Source organism: Paenibacillus sp. P3E, assembly GCF_001909045.1.
Taxonomy (GTDB): Bacteria; Bacillota; Bacilli; order Paenibacillales; family Paenibacillaceae; genus Paenibacillus_AQ; species Paenibacillus_AQ helianthi.
Window position 1 is genome coordinate 45,570 of the sequence record NZ_LVWH01000172.1, and the last position, 17,088, is coordinate 62,657.

A 17,088-nucleotide genomic window follows, 5' to 3' on the forward strand; every position below is an offset into this window, starting at 1 on the left:
GGGGGAGAACAGACCGTGGAAGCTCTGGCGCTTGAGCGCAAGCAGGAACAGAATCGTGAACTTCGTGTGCGCCTCGAACAGCTTAAGAAAGAACGGAACGCAATCATTTTGGCTCATTATTATCAGCGTGATGAAATTCAGGAAGTGGCAGATTTTCGGGGAGACTCATTTTTACTTGCCCAAAAGGCAGCCGAAACTGATGCTGATGTAATTGTATTCTGCGGTGTCCACTTCATGGGAGAGAGCGCCAAAATTCTGGCTCCGAATAAAACGGTCCTTATTCCGGATGAGCGCGCTGGCTGTCCGATGGCTGACATGGTGAATGTGGATGGTTTGCGCAAGCTGAAGGCACAGCACCCTAATGCCAAAGTCGTTACCTATATCAATTCGTCAGCGGAAATCAAGGCGGAAACGGATATTTGCTGTACATCTGCCAATGCGGTGAAGGTTATTGAATCGCTGGATGCCGAAGAAATTATCTGGGTGCCTGACAAGAACCTGGGCCAATATGTTCAGGATCAGACCGGCAAGAAGCTAATCATCTGGGAAGGCTACTGTAACACCCATGACATGCTCACCGTCAAAGATGTAATTGAAATGAGAGCAAAATATCCGGAAGCTGAATTTGTAGTTCATCCGGAATGCCGTCCTGAGGTAGTGGCCATGGGTGATTATGTAGGCAGTACTACATCCATTATTGATTATTGTAAAAAATCCGGCCGCAAGCAGTTCATTGTTGGAACAGAAGATGGCACCGGCTATCAGCTCCGTAAAGACAGTCCGGATAAAGAGTTTCATTTTGCCACTAAATTTCTCGTTTGCCCTAATATGAAAGTAAATAATCTCAAAAAACTGGTCAAATGCCTGGAGACGATGAAGCCGCAGATTTATGTACCGCCCGCTGTCGCCGACAAAGCCAGAACATCCCTAGAGCGCATGCTACAAGTCCGGTAGCATGCGCTACTCTTTCGTTGAAACAGGTGAAAAGCGGTCATGATTCCACAATATTTGGTTGATTTCGACCTTAGCGAGCTTCCAACAGTCCAAACGGATTGTATCGTCATCGGTTCAGGCATCGCCGGTTTGTTCACAGCGATCAAAGCCAGTGAAGACCGGAAAGTCATTATGATAACCAAAAAAACGCTGATGGAGAGCAACACCCGTTATGCCCAGGGTGGCATAGCTGCTGTATTTGCCGATGATGATTCACCAGCCTATCACCGTCAGGATACACTGATGGCGGGAGCGGGACTTAACTCATCAGCGGCTGTTGATGTTCTTGTAAATGAAGGGCCTGAAGGTGTGCGTGAGTTAATCCGTCTAGGCACACTTTTTGATAAAGAGAACGGCGTGATTGCGCTCACCCAAGAAGGTGCGCACAGCCACCGGCGTATTCTGCATGCCAATGGGGATGCAACGGGATATGAAATTGTGCGCGCTTTGGGGGAGCAGGTAGCGGAGCATGAAAATATTGAGGTATGGGATGATCATTTTGTGGTCGATCTTATCACTGACGGAGGAGAATGTGTGGGTGCCCTGGTCCAACGCCCTGGGGGCGGACGTTTGTTTCTCCAGGCAGCTGCAACCATACTGTGCTCCGGGGGAGCCGGTCAGTTGTACCGTTATACCACGAACCCTGAGGTGGCAACCGGAGATGGTGTGGCAATTGCTTACCGGGCTGGCGCGCATATTCGCGACATGGAATTTATTCAATTCCACCCTACAGCGCTCAGTTATCCGGGGGCACCGCGTTTTCTGATCTCCGAGGCAGTCCGCGGTGAAGGTGCCGTGCTGCGCAATATCAATGGTGAACGTTTCATGGAGCGATATCATGAGCTACTGGAGCTTGCGCCTCGTGATATCGTTGCACGGGCCATCATCAGTGAAATGGAGCTGACCAAATCTACTTTTGTGTACCTGGATATTACTCACGAGTCGGCAGAAATGGTCAGACACCGTTTTCCGACTATTTATGGAACCTGTATGAGTTATGGGCTGGATATTACAAGTGATTGGATTCCAGTGGCTCCGGCTGCGCATTATATGATGGGGGGCATCAAGACCGATCTTAATGGAGAGAGCAATATCTCAAGGTTGTTTGCCTGCGGGGAAGTGTCCTCAACCGGAGTGCAGGGAGCTAATCGGCTGGCCAGTAATTCACTGTCCGAGGCTGTTGTTTTTGGTCGGAGGATTATTGAACGTATCCGTCAGCTGCCGCCGCTTGAGCGTGGCGTTATAGCAGCAGGATGCGATGAAGGAAGGGTGGAATCCCCAACCCAGGCTATTGTAGAGCGCCGTCTGAAGGTACAAAAGGTAATGGTGCGATATACAGGTCTGCGGCGAAATGAAGAGATGCTGCTCAAAGGATTAGATGAATTGAAGCGTCAACTGCCTATCTTCCATTCGGCTTTGACCAAACGTGAAGAATACGAGTTCGCGAATATGCTGACCTGTTGTCTGCTGATTACCGAATCAGCCTTAGCACGTCATGAGAGCCGAGGTGCGCATTACCGTGAGGATTATCCGCAGCGTGATGATGCCCAGTGGCAGAAGCATCTGCTTCAGATTCGTGAACTGGGAATAGTGGAGGAATTAAGTGATGATGTTTAATGGTTACAATGAAGAACTGGTACAAATGATTAAGGGCTGGCTGCATGAGGATGTCGGCTCTGGTGATATCACAAGCCGCACAACGATTCCCGCAGGGCACGAATCCAAGGGGATCATTCACGCCAAAGAGGATGGTATTATCTGTGGTGTTCCTGTAGCAGAGCTGGTCTTTGAGGTGGTAGATCCTTCCCTTGTGTTCACTGCCATGGTACAAGAAGGTCAGGCTATAACCAAAGGGACTGTTATCGCCGAGGTAGAAGGCAGTACACATTCGATTCTCACCGGAGAACGTTTAGCACTTAATTTAATGCAGCGTTTATCGGGTGTGGCTTCCCGTACCCACTCTTTTGTACAAAAGCTTGAGGGATTGCCTTCCCGGCTGGTGGATACACGCAAAACAACTCCTGGTCACCGGATGCTGGAAAAATACGCCGTTCGTATTGGCGGTGGCGCCAATCACCGGTTCGGCCTCTACGATGCCGTAATGATTAAAGATAACCACATCAAGGGAGCCGGGGGAATTCGTCAGGCTGTTGGACGGGCCCGGGCCAATATTCCGCACACGATGACCATTGAAGTGGAGACGGAGAGCCTGGATCAGGTTGAAGAAGCGATTGCGGCAGGGGCTGATATTATTATGCTGGACAATATGTCCCCTGAACTGATGACTGAAGCCGTAAGACGGATTAAAACCAAAGCCCCTCATGTCAAAACCGAAGCCTCCGGCAACGTGTCCTTAGAAACAGTCCGCCGCATTGCTGAGACCGGAGTTGATGTGATTTCTGTCGGCAGGCTCACCTATTCCTTCTCCAGTCTGGATATCAGTCTGGATCTGAATGCGAAGAAGGAGGAGCACCTCTCATGATGCTTGCTGTAGATATCGGTAATACAAATATCGTCCTTGGGGTATACCGGGGGCGTGAACTACTCCATCATTTCAGGCTCAGCACTGCCCGTCAATCGACATCAGATGAATACGGTGTATTGATTCATAATTTGTTTCATATGTCGAATATATCTTTTAAAGACGTGGAAGGGGTCATTATCTCCTCGGTTGTTCCACCCCTTGTACAGGTGATTGTGGAGATGTGCGTGAAATACATTGGCAAGGAACCGCTGCTTGTTGGCCCGGGCATTAAGACCGGGCTTAATCTGCGGTATGAGAATCCACGTGAAGTTGGTGCTGACCGGATTGTAAATGCGGTTGCCGCCATTGAACAATATAAATGTCCGCTAGTCGTCGTTGATTTTGGAACGGCGACTACGTTTGACTGCATTGATGCCGGTGCAAACTATCTTGGCGGTGCGATTGTACCAGGACTGGGCATTTCTACCGAAGCATTGTATCAGCGGGCATCCAAGCTGCCGCGGATTGAACTTGAGAAGCCGAAGAAAGTCATTGGACGCAATACCGTACACGCCATGCAGGCTGGGATTATTTTTGGCTACGCTGGTCAGGTTGAAGGTATTGTGAAACGCATTAAGCTGGAGATGAATGCCCCGGTGCTGAAAGTAATTGCTACTGGAGGCCTGGCGACACTGATTGCCGGTGAAACCGAATGTATTGATGAAGTTAATCCTATGCTGACGCTGGAAGGCTTAAGAATTATTTATGACCGTAACAAATAAAGATATAGAACCCGTATGGGGTAAATGACAGGAGGAGTATGCAACCAATGGATGAAAAAAAAGATCGGCTGGTTCGGGGAACGGCGATGAACGGCAAAGTAAGAGCTTTTGCAGTCCGTACCACTGAGCTTGTCGACGAGCTTCGGCGCAGACATGATACGTATCCCACAGCAACAGCTGCACTGGGCCGTACAGTTACAGCCGCTGCTATGATGGGTGCCATGCTCAAGGGTGAGGAAAAACTGGCAATTATGGTCAAGGGGAATGGACCGCTTGGACAGATTGTTGCGGAATCTAATTCTCTTGGAGAAGTTCGTGGTTATGTACAGAATCCGCATGTTCATTTGCCTAGCAACAGTCTCGGCAAACTGGATGTAGCGGGAGCAGTAGGAACAGAAGGGTTCATTGATATCAGTAAGGACCTGGGGATGAAGGAGCCTTACCGGGGGAGCGTTCCTATTGTTTCGGGAGAGCTTGGTGAGGATTTCACCTATTATTTTGCGGTATCCGAGCAAACCCCGGCTGCGGTAGGGCTTGGAGTGCTTGTTGAAACGGATAACTCTGTGAAAGTTGCCGGTGGATTTATTGTGCAGCTCCTTCCAGGCCTCACCGATGATGAGATCACGGTGATTGAGCGGGCAGTAGGTGCACTGCCTTCTGTTACCGCCGTTCTCGAGCAGGGACTCGAACCGGAAGAGATGCTTCGCTGGTTGCTTCCTGATGTAATTATTATGGATGAACTCGATATAAATTTTGTCTGCCAATGCTCCCGTGAGCGTGTAGAGCAAACGTTGGTGAGTCTGGGCCAGCATGAGCTGGAACGGTTAATTGAAGAAGATGACCAGGCGGAAGTGGTATGCCACTTTTGTAACGAGGCCTATGTATTTCATAAGGATGAATTGCAGGTTATCCTGAATCAAGCGAAATCGTAGGCTATGGGATGATGACAAGACAAGAGCGCGTGCTGCGCAATGCCGTTATTCTACTGGCGATCGCAACATTAATGCTCGGAGGTTTATTGTTCTGGAGTCTGCGGGCTATGGCCATACTCAAGGGAGAGGTCGCAGAGGGGGAGTCCTCGGACATTGCAAGAGCGGGAGATCAGCCAATTACAGAACAGCAATGGATAGATGAGCTCAAAAAAAAGCATGGAGATGAAGTGCTCCTTGGATTGCTAAATCATATTGTAGTCAGCAAAGAGGCCAAGGCCTTGAAGATTACCGTAACCGATCATGAGGTCGAGAAGGAACTGCAGCGCAGTATGGCTGGTTACAGCTCCGAACAGCAATATTACGAACAGATGGAGTCAGAGCTGGGGCTCTCCCGTGAAGAAGTACGGGAAGAGGCGGTCTATCGTCTTACGCTGCAAGCAATAGCAACAGCGGGAATTAACATCAGTGAGAGCGAAATTGATGATTATTTAGCGCAAAATGCCGAGCGGTTCACTCCCAAGAAGGAAATGCAGCTCTCCATGATCAAGGTATCCACTTACGATGAGGCGGAAAAAGTAATGGACCGCCTGGAGCAGGGGGAGAATTTTGCAGAACTGGCCAGGGAGCTGTCCATCGATGAAGAAAGCCGCCTCCGTGGAGGAAGCATTGGTATGGTGGAGGAGGACGACCCATTCTGGCCGGAGGATCTCTTGAAGACTGCTGCTGGCCTGGAGGCGGGTGACATTGCAGGTCCGCTGCAGACAGGGGGAACTTATGCGGTAATTCGCCTGGAGCAAGCTATCGTGCCCAGGAAGCAGGATCAAGCTGAAGTCCGGCAGCAGGTACGGGAAGAGCTTGCGCTGGAGAAGGCCCCCCCGCTACAGAAGGTGGAAAGTGATTTGCGCGCTAAATATGATACAGCGATATATATTGACAACAGCCTGCAAGATTGATAATATGAACTTAATGTAAAACCTACTGATTTAGTCGGAAATAACAAACGGCGGACGGTTCAATTCCGCTGTCCAGCACTATAACTTGGCGCTGCGGTGTTGAATGTCCTGGTGCAGACCTAGCCGTTTTTTCATACACCCGGGAATTTATACTGAAGACTATTGTCTCAAGTTACGCACCCATTCATTTATCATTCCAAGGAGGTCTTTACTCATGGCTAAAGTCGTCAACAGTGTAACAGATTTGATCGGAGGCACACCGCTCGTTCGTCTCAACCGGGTGGTCCCCGAAGGTTCTGCTGAAATCTATCTGAAGCTTGAATATCAAAACCCGGGCTCCAGCGTGAAAGACCGCATTGCGATCAGCATCGTGGAAGAGGCTGAGAAGGAAGGGCTTCTGAAGCCAGGCGGTACCATTGTAGAAGCTACCAGTGGTAACACTGGTATTGGCCTGGCACTTGTTGCTGCAGCCAAAGGCTACAAGGCGGTTATTGTTATGCCGGAAACAATGAGCCTTGAACGGCGCAATCTGCTGCGTGCTTACGGTGCGGAGCTTGTCCTTACTCCAGGATCAGAAGGTATGAACGGTGCAGTTAAGAAGGCTGAACAAATCCTTAGCGAGAATCCTGACTTCTTCTTGGCTGAGCAGTTTAAGAATAAGGCGAACGTGAAGATTCACCGCGAAACTACTGGTCCTGAGATTGTTGAAGCCATTGAGTCCATCGGTGGACCACTGGATGCTTTCATTGCCGGAGTAGGTACGGGTGGAACAATCACTGGGGCTGGCGAGATTCTGAAGGACAAATACCCAGATGTGAAGATCTATGCTGTTGAACCAGCGGCATCACCAATTCTGGCTGGTGGTAAGCCAGGCCCGCATAAGATCCAAGGGATCGGCGCGAACTTCATTCCCGACATCCTGAATCAGAAGATCTATGATGAGATTATCCATGTAGAAAATGACGAAGCATTCGAAACCGCGCGCCGTGTAGCGAAGGAAGAAGGCGTTCTGTCTGGTATTTCTTCCGGTGCAGCCGTCTTCGCTGCCCTCAAAGTAGCCAAAGAGCTGGGAGCAGGCAAAAAGATCGTTGTGATTATTCCAAGTAACGGCGAACGTTACCTGAGTACTCCACTTTACAATTTCGAAGTGTAATTGCTGATTTGCATATCGTCCATAGAGCCTTCCATCCGCTGTCATAGGGATGTGAAGGCTCTTTTTTCGGAAAATCAATCCATCAGGCTTTTCAAAACAGTCCAAAGTACAGTATACTGACAGGCAATAAACCAAAGGATAAGGGAATGGATTAACCGTGAGGATTGCTTAGGGCGGGTTGTGTACAGAGTGAATTCACAGGAAGCGTATGCTGCACAAAACTAAGCAGATGCTTCCGTAGCAAGTTTTGTTGCGAAGTAAATTCACAAGAAGCGTATGCTGCACAAAACTTTTAGGGGGATGGCATTGGAAATCATAACAGCATGGCAGGACTGGGAGCTATGGGCACAGGCAGAGTGGAGCCTTCTCCCCCTTATTATACAATCGCCTCAGGACAAGGGAGGATTGCCCGCCTCCTGGAAGAAAGCCTGGGAGACGGCCTCCCCGTATTCAGTGGTATTGGAGAGCGGGAAAGGAGGCCGTTATACATACCTTGGCTTAAATCCGGTTTCTGTGCTGCAAGGCAAAGAAAGCTCGGCTGAAGTACGCAGCTTCTCTCCAGATGCGGCTAATACAAATGAGCCTAGGCTCCAATCTGTCATAAGTGGTCAACCATTGGAGGTGCTGGAGGGCTGGATGAAGGATTTCACTTCACCGTGCGTCCAGCTCTCTGCACTGCCTCCCTTTATAGGCGGCTGCATTGGATTTCTCAGCTATGATGTGGCCCGTTCCCTGGAGAAGCTGCCTGTCTTGGCTGAAGATGATCCGGGCTTTCCCGATTACCTCTTTATGAGGCTGGAGGAGCTGTGGATTTATGATCATCAGGAGGACATGCTGTACTGCACAGTGCATGTTCCGGTTGTTACCGCGAATCCGTCTGGCACTGGTGAATTGAAAGATCTGTATCAAGACGCTCTCCGGCGGGCAGAGCAGATGCTGGAGCAATGGCGGCTGATCTCAGCCACCCCAGGGGTTTCAGAATGCAGTGCTGAAGAAGCTGTCGAGGCTGCCATCCTTGAAGCTCATACCCATGTTTCCGGTGAGTGGCCGGCCATGACTTCAGCCTTCTCGCCCGAGCAGTTTCAGCGGGCAGTTCAGGAGGTTCAGGAATACATCCGGCAAGGGGATGTATTCCAGGTGAATCTGTCGCTGCGTCAAGAAGCGCAGCTGAAATCCTCGCCGGAGGATGTGTATGAATGGCTGCGCAAGCTCAATCCGTCCCCGTACATGGGGCTGCTGCGCTCGCCCGGCTTTGCCCTTGCCAGCGCTTCGCCCGAGCTGCTCGTCAAGCTGCACGGGGACAAGGTCAGTGCACGCCCCATAGCCGGTACCCGGCGCCGGGGCCTCACTCCCGCGGAGGACGCCGCCATGGAGGCGGAACTGCGCGGGAGCGAGAAGGAGATCGCCGAGCATATTATGCTTGTCGATCTGGAGAGGAGCGACATCGGCCGTGTCGCTGCATATGGAACGGTCAGCGTGCCAGAGCTGCTGACCGTGGAGCGATACTCGCATGTGATGCATCTCGTCTCGCAGGTGGAGGGCACCGTCGCGCCCGGTAAAGGCGCTTACGATGTCACGGCCGCCTTGTTCCCCGGCGGCACGATCACCGGCGCACCCAAGGTGCGCACGATGGAGATCATCGAGGAGCTGGAGCCCGTTCGGCGTGGTCCATATACGGGGTCGATGGGCTGGATTGACTATAACGGTAATATGGAATTAAATATTATTATACGGACACTGGCGGTTAAGGACGGAGTAGGTTACATCCAGACAGGTGCGGGTATTGTGATCGACTCTGACCCGTATCGGGAATACCGGGAATGCCATAATAAAGCCAAAGCCATAGTGAAGGCGGTTCTCTGCAGCGAGTATCAGCAGGAATCACGGACGACCGGCGGCGCCGAAGGAGGAGCAATATAATGATTTTGGTTATCGATAATTATGATTCCTTTACGTACAACCTGGTGCAGTATCTAGGAGAGCTTGGGGAAGAAGTGAAGGTATCCCGCAATGATGAGATTACCATTCAGGAGATTGAGGTGCTCGCACCGGACCATATCCTGATTTCTCCGGGGCCGTGTACACCGAATGAAGCGGGCATTAGCCTTGAGCTACTGCAGCATTTCAAAGGAATAATTCCGATCTTCGGTGTCTGTCTGGGCCATCAGGCGATCGGGCAGGCTTTTGGCGGCAATGTTATTCGGGCGGAGCGCCTGATGCATGGCAAAACCTCGCCCATCCACCACAACGGAACCTCGGTATTTGAGGGACTGGAATCTCCATTCACTGCAACCCGCTATCATTCACTGATCGTGGAACGCGATAGTTTGCCTGACTGTTTGGAGATTACGGCGGAAACAGCGGAAGGTGAAATTATGGCCTTGCGCCACAAAGAATACCCGATAGAGGGTGTACAGTTCCATCCTGAATCGATTATTACCGATCATGGGCACACCATACTACGCAATTTCCTGAAACGGAGAGCCGGAGAACCGGTATGAATTATATTGGATTGAACAACAGGGTCGTTGATTCCAAAGATGCCGTGATTTCCGCTCTGGATCACGGATTTTTGTATGGCATGGGCCTTTTTGAGACTTTTCGGACATACGGGGGCGAACCCTTTTTGCTGCAGCGGCACATCGACAGACTGGCGGATGGCTGCAGACAGCTCGGAATTCCCTTTGAGGGAGATATTGCTGAGCTCCGGGACTGGATTCAGCGTGTAATGGGCAAAAATGAACTACAGGATGCCTATATTCGTTACACTGTAACAGCCGGTGAAGATATTCTGGGTTTGCCTGCGGGCGACTACAGTCAGCCCAATCATTTGCTCTACATCAAAGAACTGCCGAAGTTCCCTGACACTCTCTACATGGAAGGCAAAGGCCTGCAAGTATTGAACCTGCCGCGTAATACGCCGGAGGGCCCGGTGCGCTTTAAGTCGCTGCATTATATGAACAATATCCTCGCGAAGCGTGAACTGGCAGGATATGCTTCAGCTGCAACCGGTGCAGAGGGATTGATGCTGACTGCACAGGGCGAGATTGCCGAGGGCATCGTCAGCAATGTTTTTTTCGTTACCAATAACGTGCTCTACACACCGAGCGTAGCCACCGGCATCCTGCCGGGAATTACCCGGGAAATGGTATTAGAACTGGCGCTCGATGCTGGACTGCAGACTGAAGAAGGCTTGTATAGGTGGGAGCAGATTGCAGAAGCGGATGAGATTTTTTTAACCAATTCGGTACAGGAGATCATTCCGGTTACAACGCTGTGGTGTACAAATGGGCGACAGACGGTAAGTGGCGGGCGCTGCGGGAGAATTACAGCATTATTGCTGGAGTTGTACAGAGAGAGGACTGGATTACTGAAATGAGACCCGTGATATATAAGCGGAATTACCGTATAGGTGCAGCGGAACTGACACTGGGTGAACGAACGTTGATTATGGGCATCCTGAATGTTACCCCGGATTCCTTTTCCGATGGAGGCTTGTGGGACGAGCCGGATCGGGCGGTAGAGCATGCGCTGCAAATGGCGGCGGAGGGCGCCGATATTATTGATATTGGCGGCGAGTCGACACGGCCTGGCCATCAACCCGTAAGTCAGGAAGAAGAACTGGCCCGCATATTACCTGTCATTGAGAGCATTCACCGTGCGGCTCCCCAACTGCCTTTGTCGATTGACACCTACAAGGCCGAAGTGGCCCGCAAGGCCATTCGGGCGGGCGCCCATATCATTAATGATGTCTGGGGCGCTAAGGCTGACCCCAATATGGCGGCAGTAGCTGCGGAAAGCGGCTGTCCCATCATTCTCATGCATAACCGCAATGACCGGAATTATCAGGATCTGGCTCGTGATATGTCTGCCGACCTTGCGGAAAGCATAAATCTGGCGTTGGCCGCAGGAGTGAGGCCGGAGAACATTATTATTGATCCCGGGATTGGATTTGCTAAGGATTATACAGAGAATCTTCAGGCCATGATGAATCTGGACCGGCTGAGCGAGCTTGGATATCCGGTACTGTTGGCCACTTCCCGCAAAAAATTCATTCGGACTGTGCTGGATCTCCCTGCAGATGATGTGGTAGAAGGCACTGCGGCCACTGTAGCATTCGGAATTGCCCAAGGCTGCCAGATCGTGCGGGTACACGATGTATCCAGAATCAAGCGTACGGTGCAGATGTGCGATGCCATGCTTTACGCTGCGGGGACGCTGGCACGTGGCTAATATACGATCAACTATAGATTATTTGGATAAGAAAGCAGGTAACCCCTATGGATAAAATGACACTGCACCGCATGGAATACTACGGCTATCATGGAGTGTTTGAAGAGGAGCGCAAGCTCGGTCAGCGATTTTACATTGATCTGGAGCTGGAGCTTGATCTGCAGGGCGCTGGCCTTAATGATGATCTCACCTTGACTGTGAATTATGCCGAAGTGCATTTCCTTGTCAAAAAAATTGTCGAAACAAAGTCATTTAAACTCATTGAAGCTTTGGCTGAATATATTGCATCCTCAGTACTGGACACTTATACTGTTATCAATGCAGTAACGGTGAAGGTGACCAAACCGCATCCGCCGTTCGACATTCACTTTCAAGGAGTGACCGTAGAGCTGCACAGAACCAGAAAGTGAGAACTTGGCAATGACCATACATTCTACCTCTGAGGCATCAGAGGCTTATATTGCTTTAGGGGCTAATTTGGGTGACCGTGAGGGGAGCCTGAAAGCGGCATTGAAAAGGCTGAACCAGCATGAGCAGATTGAAGTGACCCGCTGTTCACACGTATACGAAACGGAGCCTGTCGGGTATTTGGACCAGCCGCAGTTTCTGAATATGGCGGCGGCTCTTCGTACAACGCTTGCCCCGGAGGCGCTGCTTAAGGAGATGCTTAGCATCGAAAGTCAGTTGGGCCGTGTCCGGGATGTCCGTTATGGACCGAGAACGGTGGACTTGGATTTGTTATGGATGGAGAATCAGCATTTTGACACACCCGAATTAACACTGCCGCATCCTCGGATGCAGGAGCGGGCGTTTGTGCTAATTCCACTAAGTGATGTCGTTCCGCACAATGAAGAGTCTTCCGGACTTCGGCAGTTCATTACAGCAGCGCTACAAGACATAGACGGAAGGGAAGGAATTCGCTTGTGGACAACAAACGTATGGGACGGAGGGTCAGAGCTTTCCGAAAGCTGAAGGGCTACACTCAGCAGGAGCTTGCGGACTCTGTCGGAATATCTTTGGCTGTACTGGGTGCAGTGGAGCGGGGTAATAGACGCTTGGAAGATCAAATTTTAAATAAAATTGCGGACGTTCTCGGAGTTGCTGCAGACGAATTAGCTATTCCTACTAATTGAGGGAGCGTTTATATAGATCCCCACAAATCAAATCAAGGAAGTGAACAAACATGCTGAAAATTGGCGACATTGAGATGAAGAACCAGGTTGTGCTGGCGCCTATGGCAGGCGTGTGTAATCCGGCATTTCGTCTGATTGCCAAAGAATTCGGAACCGGTCTGGTCTGTGCCGAAATGGTAAGTGGCAAGGCGATTGTACACGGCAACCCGCGTACGCGGGAGATGCTGTTTGTGGATGAGCGGGAGAAGCCGTTAAGTCTGCAGATTTTTGGTGGTGACCGTGAGTCTCTGGTGGAAGCAGCCAAGGTCGTTGATAAAGAGACAAATGCTGATATTATCGATATTAATATGGGCTGCCCTGTACCCAAAGTGACCAAATGCGACGCGGGAGCCCGCTGGCTGCTGAGTCCTGATAAAATCTACGAGATGGTGTCTGCAGTCGTTGACGCCGTGGATAAACCTGTGACCGTAAAAATGCGGATTGGCTGGGACAGCGAGCATATTTTTGTGGAAGACAACGCGCGCGCTGTTGAACGTGCTGGGGGCCAGGCGGTAAGTGTTCATGGCCGGACCCGTGAGCAGCTTTATACCGGGCTTGCTGATTGGAAGTACATCCGTATGGCTAAAGAAGCAGTTTCTATTCCGGTGATCGGCAACGGAGACGTGAATACTCCGGAGGATGCGCGGGCTATGCTGGATCAGACCGGTTGCGACGGTGTAATGATTGGACGCGGAGCACTGGGCAATCCGTGGATGCTATACCGCACAATCCAATATCTGAGCACAGGTGAGCTTATGCCTGAACCCGGAGCAGAAGAAAAGATCAAAGTTGCCATTCTTCATATGGACCGTCTGATCAGCCTGAAGGGCGAAGCGGTAGCTGTCCGTGAAATGCGCAAGCATCTGGCCTGGTATTTGAAGGGGATGAAGGCAGCCGCCCGTGTGAAGGATATCATTATGGAAGAAACCAAGCGTGATGAAATGGTGCGGATATTGAGCGAATTTGTCATACAGCTTAAGGAGGGTGAAGAGCAGGAAGGCCTGTATTCCTCGCTTTCAGCGGTCTAACACTTCATTTCCCTGTCTTTTGGACACACACTCGAACATTATATGGGGCATCATTGACATTTTGTAGCGGTTCCAATATAATTTCACAGTATAAAATCGCCGTTACAGCAAGCGTTAATGCAGCAGGGAGGGTTCTTATCCCTCCGGATTCGCATATAGTATGGTGTTTTCAATAAATGTATACGACAGGAGAATCGGTTGAGATGAGCGATAAAGAAGTCATCCTTACACCGGACGGACTTAAGCGTCTGGAAGAAGAACTGGAGACCCTCAAATCCGTAAAACGCCGCGAGGTAGCTGAACGGATTAAAGTAGCCATTGGCTACGGAGATATCAGTGAGAACTCAGAGTACGAGGACGCCAAGAACGAGCAGGCTTTCATTGAAGGACGTATCATTACTTTGGAAAAAATGCTCCGTAATGCGCGCATCATCAACAGCGACGAAATCGTTACCGATGTAGTAAGCATTGGGGTTACTGTTAGCGTTGAGGATTTGGAATATGGCGACGTCATGGAATATTTGATTGTCGGCACTGCTGAGTCCGATCCGCTGAATAATAAGATCTCCAATGAAAGTCCGGTAGGCCGGGCCATTATCGGCAAGAAGATTGGTACCGTTGTTGATGTTAGTGTTCCTGCAGGAGTCATTCAATATAAAATTCTTGATATTAGAATGAAGTAATAGGTACCATAAGGGGTAAGTCAAGAAAGCTTCCTTAGGGAAGCTTTTTTCAAAAGATAAGAGGTTTTATAGGTCGCCTTATAAATTATCCTTATCTTTCTGGGGAAATGGCACTGCTTCTAATGGGGACGGCCAAGCTGTTTCAGCCTGCAACAATAGAGCTTCTTTTTGTACGGGAACGGACTGTCCTCTTGCATAGGGATGGAGCCGTTTCTTCTTGTGTATATGACAGAGTGAGTAAGAGAGGATGAAAGATATGACCGAGGAAATGAACACTGCGGAGAACACGGAAAAAGAACTTAGCGAACTGCTGACGATCCGCCGCGGCAAACTGGACGAGCTTCGTGCACTGGGGATCGATCCGTTTGGTAAAAAGTATGAGCGTACGACAGGTGCCGGAGATATTATGTCCAAGTACGACGGACAAACCAAAGAGGAGCTGGACGAGCTTAACCTGGAAGTCAGCATTGCCGGACGCATTATGGCTAAGCGCGTGATGGGTAAAGCTAGCTTTGCCCACATCCAGGATCTTAGCGGCAGGATTCAAATCTATGTCCGTCAGGACAGTATTTCCGAAGCGCAGTATGCGGCATTTAACGTTCTAGATTTGGGCGATATCATTGGCGTTCGCGGAACAGTGTTCAAAACCAGAACCGGTGAAACCTCTATTAAAGTGCATAACCTTGAGGTTCTATCCAAATCGCTGCTTCCGCTTCCCGAGAAATATCACGGTCTGAAAGATGTGGAGCTGCGCTACCGCCAGCGTTATGTCGATCTGATCATTAATCCTGAGGTTCAGCAGACATTCATTACCCGGTCACGGATCATTCAGTCGATGCGCCGTTATCTGGATTCGCTTGGCTACCTTGAGGTGGAAACACCAACACTGCATGCCATCGCCGGTGGAGCTGCGGCCCGTCCGTTTATTACTCACCACAATACACTCGATATGCAGCTGTATATGCGTATTGCCATTGAACTGCATCTGAAGCGTCTGATCGTCGGCGGTTTGGAAAAAGTATATGAAATTGGCCGCGTGTACCGGAACGAAGGCATTTCAACGCGCCACAACCCGGAATTTACAATGATCGAGCTGTACGAAGCTTATGCTGATTTCAAAGACATTATGCACTTAACGGAGAGCATGATCGCTCATATTGCCCAGGAGGTTCTGGGTACCCAGAAGATTAATTATCAAGGCCAGGAAGTAGACCTGACGCCGCAATGGCGCCGGGTGACTATGGTGGACGCTGTCAAAGAAGTGACAGGAGTTGATTTTGGCGTTCATATGACGGATGAGGAAGCTCAGCGTCTGGCGAAGGAGCACCGTGTGCCTGTTGAAAAGCACATGACCTTTGGACACATCCTGAATGCCTTCTTTGAGCAATTTGTAGAAGAAACACTGATTCAGCCGACCTTTGTTACAGGCCATCCGGTTGAAATCTCTCCACTTGCCAAAAAGAATGATCAAGACCCTCGTTTTACAGATCGTTTTGAGCTGTTTATCGTGGCTCGTGAGCATGCGAATGCGTTTAGCGAGCTGAATGATCCTATCGACCAGCGTCAGCGCTTTGAAGCGCAGATTCAGGAAAAAGAAAAAGGGAACGACGAAGCTCATGAAATGGATGATGATTTCATTCGTGCTCTTGAATACGGTATGCCGCCTACAGGCGGACTTGGAATTGGTGTGGACCGGCTAATCATGTTGCTTACCAACGCTGCATCGATCCGCGATGTGCTGCTGTTCCCTCATATGCGTAACCGTACAGAGTAATAGTATATGCCTTTAACCTGATTCCGAAGGGGACGCAAGGATGCGTTTCTCCTCGGAATCATTTTTATAAAAATAATGCTTGCAATGAAACTCTGTACATGGTATATTCTTATTCCGGCCATGAAACATCAACGCCGAGCTCGAAAAGAAGTTGAAAAAAAGAGCTTGCATTACTCGGTCGAACGTGATATATTATAAGAGTTGCTGGTGACGAGATAATCGGCGCCGACGACGAGCTTGATCTTTGAAAACTGAACAACGAGTGAGTGAGATTTCACGCAAGTGAGATCCAAAAATAGAGAATATTTTATTCTCGTCAGATGTTTCAAAATGAGCAATCGCTCTTTCTAAATACCAATTTGGAGAGTTTGATCCTGGCTCAGGACGAACGCTGGCGGCGTGCCTAATACATGCAAGTCGAGCGAAGCTTATCCTTCGGGATAAGCTTAGCGGCGGACGGGTGAGTAACACGTAGGCAACCTACCCTCTAGACTGGGATAACTACCGGAAACGGTAGCTAATACCGGATAATTCCTTCACCCTCATGGGCGAGGGATGAAAGGCGGAGCAATCTGCTACTAGAGGATGGGCCTGCGGCGCATTAGCTAGTTGGTGGGGTAACGGCCTACCAAGGCGACGATGCGTAGCCGACCTGAGAGGGTGAACGGCCACACTGGGACTGAGACACGGCCCAGACTCCTACGGGAGGCAGCAGTAGGGAATCTTCCGCAATGGGCGAAAGCCTGACGGAGCAACGCCGCGTGAGTGATGAAGGTTTTCGGATCGTAAAGCTCTGTTGCCAGGGAAGAACGTCCGGTAGAGTAACTGCTACCGGAGTGACGGTACCTGAGAAGAAAGCCCCGGCTAACTACGTGCCAGCAGCCGCGGTAATACGTAGGGGGCAAGCGTTGTCCGGAATTA

General features: G+C 50.2%; 17 protein-coding genes and 1 rRNA gene. All 18 read left to right on the forward strand.

The genetic code is table 11. The annotated features are described in order from the left end of the window. The first annotated feature begins 15 nt into the window (after nucleotides 1-15). A complete protein-coding gene (nadA, locus tag A3842_RS17665) occupies nucleotides 16-954 on the forward strand; it encodes a quinolinate synthase NadA (protein ID WP_074102238.1) in 939 nt (312 codons plus the stop codon). A 39-nt stretch (nucleotides 955-993) separates the two neighbouring features. Beyond that, nucleotides 994-2,610, forward strand: coding sequence for an L-aspartate oxidase (nadB, locus tag A3842_RS17670; protein ID WP_074102239.1), 1,617 nt, complete (start codon nucleotides 994-996; stop codon nucleotides 2,608-2,610). Beyond that, nucleotides 2,600-3,475 carry a carboxylating nicotinate-nucleotide diphosphorylase gene (nadC, locus tag A3842_RS17675; RefSeq protein WP_074102240.1) on the forward strand — a complete coding sequence of 292 codons (876 nt, stop codon included), beginning with the start codon at nucleotides 2,600-2,602 and terminating at the stop codon, nucleotides 3,473-3,475. Before nadB ends, nadC begins: the two co-directional genes overlap by 11 nt. Then, nucleotides 3,472-4,239, forward strand: coding sequence for a type III pantothenate kinase (locus A3842_RS17680; protein WP_074086940.1), 768 nt, complete (start codon nucleotides 3,472-3,474; stop codon nucleotides 4,237-4,239). The genes nadC and A3842_RS17680 overlap by 4 nt, the downstream gene beginning before the upstream one ends. A gap of 47 nt (nucleotides 4,240-4,286) precedes the next feature. After that, nucleotides 4,287-5,171: an Hsp33 family molecular chaperone HslO gene (gene hslO / locus A3842_RS17685; protein WP_074086941.1), complete on the forward strand. Its 885-nt coding sequence runs from the start codon at nucleotides 4,287-4,289 to the stop codon at nucleotides 5,169-5,171. Nucleotides 5,172-5,179: 8 nt separating this feature from the next. Next, nucleotides 5,180-6,124, forward strand: a complete 945-nt coding sequence (locus A3842_RS17690) for a peptidylprolyl isomerase (protein ID WP_083609633.1) — start codon at nucleotides 5,180-5,182, stop codon at nucleotides 6,122-6,124. 214 nt (nucleotides 6,125-6,338) lie between these two features. Continuing rightward, nucleotides 6,339-7,277 carry a cysteine synthase A gene (cysK, locus tag A3842_RS17695; RefSeq protein ID WP_074086942.1) on the forward strand — a complete coding sequence of 313 codons (939 nt, stop codon included), beginning with the start codon at nucleotides 6,339-6,341 and terminating at the stop codon, nucleotides 7,275-7,277. A 306-nt stretch (nucleotides 7,278-7,583) separates the two neighbouring features. Then, the gene (locus A3842_RS17700; protein WP_256701744.1) at nucleotides 7,584-9,197 is read left to right on the forward strand and encodes an anthranilate synthase component I family protein; all 1,614 of its coding nucleotides are present in this window, start codon (nucleotides 7,584-7,586) and stop codon (nucleotides 9,195-9,197) included. Next, a complete protein-coding gene (pabA, locus tag A3842_RS17705; RefSeq protein WP_074086944.1) occupies nucleotides 9,197-9,778 on the forward strand; it encodes an aminodeoxychorismate/anthranilate synthase component II in 582 nt (193 codons plus the stop codon). Before A3842_RS17700 ends, pabA begins: the two co-directional genes overlap by 1 nt. Further along, nucleotides 9,775-10,656: an aminotransferase class IV gene (locus tag A3842_RS17710; RefSeq protein WP_074102243.1), complete on the forward strand. Its 882-nt coding sequence runs from the start codon at nucleotides 9,775-9,777 to the stop codon at nucleotides 10,654-10,656. Before pabA ends, A3842_RS17710 begins: the two co-directional genes overlap by 4 nt. Continuing rightward, the gene (folP, locus tag A3842_RS17715) at nucleotides 10,653-11,510 is read left to right on the forward strand and encodes a dihydropteroate synthase (RefSeq protein ID WP_074086946.1); all 858 of its coding nucleotides are present in this window, start codon (nucleotides 10,653-10,655) and stop codon (nucleotides 11,508-11,510) included. Before A3842_RS17710 ends, folP begins: the two co-directional genes overlap by 4 nt. A gap of 47 nt (nucleotides 11,511-11,557) precedes the next feature. After that, nucleotides 11,558-11,920 (forward strand): dihydroneopterin aldolase, encoded by a 363-nt coding sequence (folB, locus tag A3842_RS17720; protein WP_074086947.1) that lies wholly within the window; start codon nucleotides 11,558-11,560, stop codon nucleotides 11,918-11,920. Between the two features lie 10 nt (nucleotides 11,921-11,930). Continuing rightward, the gene (gene folK / locus A3842_RS17725) at nucleotides 11,931-12,482 is read left to right on the forward strand and encodes a 2-amino-4-hydroxy-6-hydroxymethyldihydropteridine diphosphokinase (RefSeq protein ID WP_074086948.1); all 552 of its coding nucleotides are present in this window, start codon (nucleotides 11,931-11,933) and stop codon (nucleotides 12,480-12,482) included. Then, complete coding sequence (locus tag A3842_RS17730) at nucleotides 12,434-12,643, forward strand: helix-turn-helix domain-containing protein (RefSeq protein ID WP_074086949.1); 210 nt, start codon at nucleotides 12,434-12,436, stop codon at nucleotides 12,641-12,643. The genes folK and A3842_RS17730 overlap by 49 nt, the downstream gene beginning before the upstream one ends. A gap of 50 nt (nucleotides 12,644-12,693) precedes the next feature. Then, nucleotides 12,694-13,710 carry a tRNA dihydrouridine synthase DusB gene (gene dusB / locus A3842_RS17735; RefSeq protein WP_074102244.1) on the forward strand — a complete coding sequence of 339 codons (1,017 nt, stop codon included), beginning with the start codon at nucleotides 12,694-12,696 and terminating at the stop codon, nucleotides 13,708-13,710. Nucleotides 13,711-13,913: 203 nt separating this feature from the next. Then, nucleotides 13,914-14,393 carry a transcription elongation factor GreA gene (gene greA / locus A3842_RS17740; protein WP_074086951.1) on the forward strand — a complete coding sequence of 160 codons (480 nt, stop codon included), beginning with the start codon at nucleotides 13,914-13,916 and terminating at the stop codon, nucleotides 14,391-14,393. Between the two features lie 256 nt (nucleotides 14,394-14,649). Next, nucleotides 14,650-16,167 carry a lysine--tRNA ligase gene (gene lysS / locus A3842_RS17745; RefSeq protein WP_143186311.1) on the forward strand — a complete coding sequence of 506 codons (1,518 nt, stop codon included), beginning with the start codon at nucleotides 14,650-14,652 and terminating at the stop codon, nucleotides 16,165-16,167. Between the two features lie 356 nt (nucleotides 16,168-16,523). Continuing rightward, nucleotides 16,524-17,088: ribosomal RNA gene (locus A3842_RS17750) — 16S ribosomal RNA — on the forward strand; the annotation flags it as partial.